The organism is Myxococcus vastator (assembly GCF_010894475.1).
In the GTDB taxonomy this organism is placed as follows: Bacteria; Myxococcota; Myxococcia; order Myxococcales; family Myxococcaceae; genus Myxococcus; species Myxococcus vastator.
Genome location: NZ_JAAIYB010000941.1, coordinates 1 through 631, shown reverse-complemented (window position 1 = coordinate 631; position 631 = coordinate 1). Strand labels below are relative to the sequence as shown.

Below are 631 nucleotides of genomic sequence, written 5' to 3'. Positions count from 1 at the left end.
CCATGCTCCCCCGCCGGCTCATGGCCCCTCCCCCGTCAGGTGGTCCACCTGCCGCTGCGCGCGCTTCAGCGCGGCCTCGGGCGTGCGCAGCCCGGCCACGGCGGCGGAGAACTCGCTCTGGAGCACATCCGAAATCAGGTTGTAGTACGGCGTCACCGGCCGCGGCTTCGCGCGCTCCACCAGGGGCAGCAGCCCGGCGATGAACGGCGCCTCCTCGCGCAGGCGCGCGTCCTGGTACACGGCGGGCCGAGGCGGGTTGCGCGCGTAGTTCAGCGCCAGCACCCGGTTGGCCTCCGGGGACGTGAGGTGCGCAATCAGCCGCGCCGCCAGCCTCCGCCGCTCCGGCGACACATGGGCATTCACGGCCAGCTGCCACCCGCCCAGCGCCCCCGCGCCCGGCGCGCCGCTCACCGTCGGCAGCGGGGCGATGCCCACCTTGCCGCGGATGGGCGAGCCCGGCTTCTGCGCCTCGCTCCACGCATACGGCCAGTTGCGCATGAACACCGCGCGCCCCTCCTGGAACACCCGCCGCGCCTCCTCCTCCGAGAAGCCCGTCACCGTCGCGGGCGACACCCCGCGCTCCACCAGCCCTCGCAGATACGCGAGCGCCTCACGCGCGGGCGCGTCATCC

General features: G+C 75.0%; 1 protein-coding gene. It reads right to left on the bottom strand.

Going from position 1 to position 631, the window contains the following annotated elements; all coding sequences use genetic code 11:
- Nucleotides 1-18: 18 nt before the first annotated feature.
- Nucleotides 19-631 (bottom strand): extracellular solute-binding protein (locus G4D87_RS38455; protein ID WP_163787675.1); only part of this gene is annotated, 613 nt, incomplete at its 5' end.